This window comes from Mesorhizobium sp. M7A.F.Ca.US.006.01.1.1 (assembly GCF_003997935.1).
Lineage (GTDB): Bacteria > Pseudomonadota > Alphaproteobacteria > Rhizobiales > Rhizobiaceae > Mesorhizobium.
Genome location: NZ_RZQL01000328.1, coordinates 1 through 6,362 on the forward strand (window position 1 = coordinate 1; position 6,362 = coordinate 6,362).

Consider the following 6,362-nt stretch of genomic DNA (forward strand, 5'->3'; position numbering starts at 1 on the left):
GAGATTTATCGCCAGGAAGGGCGCAAGACGCTCATCAACGCTGCCCGCGTGCAGATCTTTGTCGGCGCGCAGGACGCCGACGATCTGCGCTACGTTTCCGAGCAGCTCGGCGAAACGTCGGACGTGCAAAAGGACGTGACGCGCACCAAGGCAACGTTGTTCGACACTTACTACACGCGTTCGGAGCACCGCAAGGAAGTGCGGCGGCCGCTGATGCGGCCAGATGAAATCCGCACGCTCGACAAGAACAAGGTCATCATATTGCCGCGCGGCGAACTGCCGATCCTCGGCACCCGCAATTTCTATTTCACCGACGGTCAGCTAGCCAAACGCGCGTTCATGCCCCTGCCCGCCTCTACCGACGCTTCGCGCACCAAAAGCCCCGCATTGGAAGCTTCTGCGGTCGTTCCATCTCCTGTTGTCTCGACGATTGTCCCGACAGCGCCGGCGTACCGCTCCGGTCTCCTGCAGGCCCGCCTCCGGCGCGGCGCGACATTTGCCGCAAAAGCAGGCCGCATAGCACCGCCTCCAAGCCGGCGCGCAATGACAAAAGACCGGCTGAAAGCAACAGACGCTACAGCCGTACCAGCTTATGCCGCCATAGATTTTACCGCTTTGGCGGCCAAAGCAGTGACAACATGCATAGCGCCCGACAAAGAAGCGGCGGTTGCGGCCATCCTGAACAAGGTGCGGTCTCTGCGCGCCAACGCATCCGACACCGAGACTTTCGATCGAAATCTCAGCATCGTCGAAGATACTTTGCCTGAGGTAGTCGATGGGTAGGCTAGCATTCCGATGCGGCGGAGAGGTCATTGTCTACCGTGACCTTGTCGCACACGTCATTGCGGCGGAGGACATTGCCGCGCGTTTCGGGCAGTGCCGAGGTCTCAATCGAGTTCAAGCGCAAAACCCGCATAGACCGCGCTTCGCGAAATGAGATCGCCAAGTGCCCAGTCCGTGAGTTCGCAAAGGGGAAGCACTTCTTGTCTGAACAGCCGCTGACGTCGCGATGAGAGCTCCGCTACACTGTCCGAGGATTAGTTCCGCTCGACGACATAACTCTTGTCCCTGACGCCAACGAAGCCGCTCACAGGCGTGACGACACTCTGTGACGGTAGCGGTTCTCTCAGTGTCCGCTTCAACATCCACAATGTCGATTTTATTGGTGTAGCGTATGACCGTTTACTGCGAACGCGCTTCCGCACAGGCCTCAGTAAGCAGGCTCGCAAATTATCCGCCCTGTGAAAAGCGGGCGAAAACAAGAATCTCATGGGGCGTGTTCGCATAATGTTCTATAGTGCGAATATGGCAAAAACTATCACCCCGAATCAACTCCTCGGCCAGATCGGCGAGACTGCGGTTCAATTGCGATTTCTCACGATGGGATTCCAATTCGACGTGCGCTCGCGGCTCGAAGCGGGAATCGATGGCATCGCCGAAGTGATGATAGAGGGGCAGCCCTCCGCCAGAATGATTGCGGTTCAGGTCAAGACAACCGAGTCCAGCACGTACACGTCGGAGGATGCGAACGGCTTCGCCTATCTCTTACGGAGCGAAGACCTTGCGTACTGGCGCGGTGCCAATCTGCCAATCATTCTTGTTCTCTACCGCAGAAGTGACGAGAGTTACTATTGGAAGGAAGTCCTTGGAGGCACGGGGCCGGGCGAGCGGCGGTTGCGCTTCGACAAGCAGCAGGATGTGCTCGACACGAATGCTGTCGACAGGCTTGCTGCTCTTACAATTCCCAAAACCGGCTTCGGCTACTTCGTTCCACCGCTTGGCGGTGGTGAGGAAGCGCTCGTCAACATATTACCTGTGGCCCTTCCGGATGAGGTGTTTGTGACGACTACCGCATACACCGCAAAGCAAGCCACGGCGATGCTGCTGGCGGCAGAGGAGCCTGCGCGATTTGATTGGGCGATCAAAGGTAGTGCATTCTGGTCGTTCCACGATCCGCGAACTTCATCGTGCCATCAAATCGTCGACCTTGATCAGGTGGAGGCTATTGAAGTGGAACATCTGGCGTTCCACCAGGACCTCGACGAGAGAAACAATTTCGCTTTCCTGCTGGCCCAAACTCTCCGGCATCAAATACGAGCCGACCTCGGGTGGGACAAAGAGGGCAGGCTTTTCTATTTCAGGGCTCGCGTCGAGAACGAGTCCCGCGCCTATCACTACCAAGCCTCGAAGAAGAAGGCTGAGGCAGACGTCGTCAATGTCGTTCGCAACAAATTTGACACTGCTCGCGTCGAGTTTGTGAGGCACCACGCGTTCGTCCCGCGGTTCGAACTCCTCTACGACCAGTGGTTCCTGGTGATCAATCCAACCTATTTCTTCACCACCAACGGCTTCATTCCACACTCCTACCCAAGCGCGCTTCTTGCGGGGAAGAAGCGGCTGGATAAGAGCGCATCGCTGCGGGGGCAAGTCATCATGTGGCATCGTTTCCTCACCGAAGCGGATCGCAATGCAGACGATCTTTTCGCCATCGCCAGCACTGATCCGCGCCTGACATTTGGTGATCCACCGACGGTAAAGCTCCCCACCAAGGTGCCCGAAGACGTTTGGGGTGCGCAGAAGAAGGCGAGTGATGACGAAGAGAGCAATCAAGAACTGCTGAGGTTCGCATGAAGTTCGAAACTAAGATCTTCGAGGAGCCCCTGTTGGAATTTGGCAACCAACATCAACACCCCGATCCTCGCCTCGGACTTTTCGAGGCCGGTCCGCTGCAGACGCCCTTTGGCGACGTGATCAACATCGCGGTCATCGGCAGCCAGAAGACCATTGAAGATGCCCGTAACTTTCTTGATGCCGCCAGCGTCGGGTTTGCCGGGAAGTCTGAAAAACATCCCAACATGCATCCGCCCTTTCCGGGCCTTGGCAATCGCAATCCTTTCCGATGTCGGTTCGAGATTCCCGACGGCGCCGTCGCGGCTATTCCGCAGGCACGCATCGAGCGAATCAGGAAAGAGCCGCATCACGGCAAAGCCGTCGAGATGGCTGTGGATGAGATCATCCAGCAGCTGCAGGCCCTCGACGAGGGCAGCAGTCGGCCCGACGTCGCGATCATCGCTCTTCCCGTAGAACTCATCGAGCGCGTCTGGAACGCCAAGGTCGATTCCGACGCTACTGTGGAGCAGGAGGATAGCGGAGGCTCGGATGCCCCTAACTTCCGCGGCTTGCTCAAAGCGAAAGCGATGCACTTCCGGTTTCCCATTCAGATCGTGTGGGAAGATGTGCTCGACGAGCGGGCCGTCATTCCTCTCAAGATCAAGGAGAGCAGTGCCCGTCAGATACAGGACCAAGCGGGACGAACATGGAATCTGCTCACCACCCTCTACTACAAAGGATCAGGGCGCGTTCCATGGCGCCGGGCTCCGCAAGAAGGCGAGTTCTCCGCCTGCTACATCGGCGTCAGCTTCTACCGCGAGGCTGGTGGCCAGCAGCTTTTTACGAGCGCTGCTCAAATGTTCGACGAGCGAGGCAGGGGGTTCATTCTCAAAGGAAAGGGCGCACAAACCGAGAGTCGGGGAAGGCATCCTTACCTCACGCAAGACGATGCAAAGTCACTCATCGCCGACGCGCTCGCTGCGTACAAAAAGCATCATATGAATTATCCGGCGCGCGTCATCGTTCTAAAAACATCAAAGTTTCGCGACGAAGAGGCCGACGGGATTTTTGAAGCTCTCGACGAGGTAGGGACCGAGCTGCGCGATTTGGTCTGGGTGCAGGAATCGTCGTTTGTGAAGGTTTTTCGCGATGGCAACTACCCTGTTATGCGCGGCACGTTCGTGGAACTCGATGGTAAAGGGCTGCTCTACACAAACGGCAGCATTCCTTACTACGGGACCTACCCCGGTATGTATGATCCAAAGCCTCTGTTGATCTGTCCCTATAAGTCCAGCGACAGCACGGTAGCCCAGATCGCGAACGAGATTCTCGGGCTGACCAAAATCAATTGGAATTCCACCCAGATGAACCAAAAGCTGCCAATCCCCATCAGGGCAGCGCGCAAGGTCGGAGAAGTGCTGAAATATATCAGCGAGGGACAGGTGAGTTCCGACTATCGCAAGTACATTTGATTCTGGTTTGTCCGGCGTTTTGTGCCGCACCGGCCAACGGCAGCCCGAGCTATATCTCGTTTTCTTTCGACGAAGCCACTTCGTGGCTTCGTCCAACTGCCCTGCAGCCTGATCATTCTGTGACGAATGCGGCGTTTTGATTGACCACCGCGCCAGACGCTAGGTTGGCCGTTGCTCAGCGCTCATAATCGTTATCGTTCGAGCGCTGCGTCTTGCGGTCCTGCTCTTCAGCCTGCTGAGCCGTCTGTTTGTTCGCATCCTTCTGGTTGGCTTTCACCTTTTCCTGCTCGGTGCCTGTGCGCGGCTGCTCTGGCTCGCGCGGATCGTCGCGAGTTGGAAGGTCTCGCCCTCGCGCCTCGCGCTCGGGGAGCGGCTCGCCACCACCACGACGCTGTTGCTGCCGCTCGAATTGCAGCCGCGCGAGACGGTCGTGCATCTTGTCGTTGACCTCTTCACGATACTGTTCGAACTGTCCTTGATGCGACGGCGGCAGCGTCTCGCGCATGTGGTCGAGAGCCTGATTGACGCGGGCCATCTGACGCCGCATTTCCAAGGGGGTTTGCGCCATGTTCAAATCTCCTATCAGTGCATTCAATTCTCTCATACCGGGATGGGACAGGAAAGACTCCTGCCCCGACTGATCAGTCCCACGACCCGCGCCAGGACCTGGCTGCCCCTCCCCTGCCCGATCGCGACGGAACTGCAGAAAATTGTTGCCGATCGACTCCGCTGCCGTGACAGCCTGACCGACTACGCCCGCGGTCCGCATCGTCGTCACAGTCTTTTGCCATGCGGCAGCGATTGCATCGCCGTTCACGACAAGGGATTGTCCATCGATACGGCGTTGCCGCTTGGCCTCCACTCGCTCGATCGTCCTGGCGCTGACCTGGTAGCGCGGATCGCTCTGGGCGCGGCCGTAAGCTCCGGCATGCTCCTTCGTGAATGGTCGCGTCATCGCATGATCCATGCGCCGCGTCGCCACCATGGCAATGCCGTTCTCGCGTGCTTTTTCCGCAAAGGTCTCGCGCCAGGCGACCAGATCTGGCTTGTAGAATTTCAGGCGCTCGCCGTCGGCTGACCGTGCCTGCACCATGGCATGGATATGGACGTGCTTGGTGTCCTTGTGATGCGCCAGGACGAACTTGTATCCTGGCGCTCGCTCCTCCATCACGGCGCGTGCCGCAGCCATGACGGCGTTGGCATCGGTGCCGGCCTTTGCCGAGAAAAGCAGGTGATAGGCATTGCGGCGTTCACGCCCCGAAAACTGCGGGCGCCATTGTTCATAGACAGAAGCCGCCGCCTTGGTGGCATTCTTCGCCCCAGGCACAGGCTCGCCATTTGCGTTGCGGACCTGGTTGTGGGTGCGGATGAACTTCTGCAGGAAATATTTCGCTTTGGGTTCACGGCTCACGGCCGCAGTTACCTCTGCCTTGGCGACCACGCCAGCGGCGCCCATGGCCTCGGACAAGTGCGCCTCGATCTTGTCGAGCGCCTTGCTGCGCGAATTCTCCCGACCGCCCGCAAGCACCTTGGCGAGCGGCCCCGCCCGCTCATCGGTGTGTGCGTAAGCCTCCACCGTCTGCCCGTCCTGTGCATAGATGAACGGCTTTGCGCCGAGGGCCTTGTTCAACGCCTCGCTCAAGGCGGCGTCGGTGACCTCGCCGGCGAGCTCGAAACGAACCTCCAGAAAATTGGTGTTTTCCAGGGCGGTTCGAACGTCTGGCAAAACGTCTCCAGGAACGCTTTTCGTGCGCCGCCTGTCGCAAGGATCTGCCCGTCCTCGTCAAAAATCTCGATGTCGTGCTTCTCGCCTTTTTCGTCCTCGCGCTTCCCGATGTAATTAAGCAGCCGACCGGCGGCTTCGTTGGTCGATGGCGGATTGGGCATGACCTTGAACACAGCAGGCTGCGCACCCGCCGCATAGCCTGCCCGTGCCGCCACGGCGCGTGCCTGAAAGGCGACCCGCGCCGCTCGTCCTGTAGCGCTCGCGCGACCCGCACCACGGCCGCCGCCGCCGCGCCGCTTCCAGTCTTCCTCCTCCTCTTCCGGCCGGAAACCGGCGAGCGTGGCGCCATAGACCATGATCGGAGCGCTAGCGGCCTTGGGTGAGCCAGCAGCTGCAGTGGACTTCGGAGCCCCGCTGGCGACGGAGCTCCCTGCCACTCCTGTCCCTGCCTGCGACGAACGAGGGGCGTTCCTGCCGCCAGCTAGCGTCGAGCCGGCTTGTCCTTGCCCGAGGGGTCCGCCGCTCGTCGCGGACTTGTCGTCGTCCAGCTCCTC

At 59.2% G+C, this 6,362-nt stretch carries 5 protein-coding genes; 3 read left to right on the forward strand and 2 right to left on the reverse strand.

Annotated features, from left to right (window positions below; translation table 11 throughout):
• The 3 genes from EN943_RS33730 to EN943_RS33740 form a co-directional block, all read left to right on the forward strand.
• Positions 1-783 (forward strand): type IV secretory system conjugative DNA transfer family protein (locus EN943_RS33730; protein ID WP_164778519.1); only part of this gene is annotated, 783 nt, incomplete at its 5' end.
• Positions 784-1,287: 504 nt separating this feature from the next.
• Complete coding sequence (locus EN943_RS33735; RefSeq protein ID WP_245476075.1) at positions 1,288-2,631, forward strand: DUF4365 domain-containing protein; 1,344 nt, start codon at positions 1,288-1,290, stop codon at positions 2,629-2,631.
• A complete protein-coding gene (locus tag EN943_RS33740; protein ID WP_127416224.1) occupies positions 2,628-4,082 on the forward strand; it encodes a hypothetical protein in 1,455 nt (484 codons plus the stop codon). The genes EN943_RS33735 and EN943_RS33740 overlap by 4 nt, the downstream gene beginning before the upstream one ends.
• Positions 4,083-4,257: 175 nt before the next feature.
• On the opposite strand, the gene EN943_RS33745 is transcribed toward EN943_RS33740, so the two are convergent.
• Together EN943_RS33745 and EN943_RS33750 are read right to left on the reverse strand one after the other, a co-directional pair.
• Entirely contained in the window at positions 4,258-5,712 is a 1,455-nt protein-coding gene (locus EN943_RS33745) for a relaxase/mobilization nuclease domain-containing protein (RefSeq protein WP_127416225.1), read from the reverse strand.
• 8 nt (positions 5,713-5,720) lie between these two features.
• Positions 5,721-6,164, reverse strand: a complete 444-nt coding sequence (locus EN943_RS33750; RefSeq protein WP_127416226.1) for a hypothetical protein — start codon at positions 6,162-6,164, stop codon at positions 5,721-5,723.
• Positions 6,165-6,362: the final 198 nt, after the last annotated feature.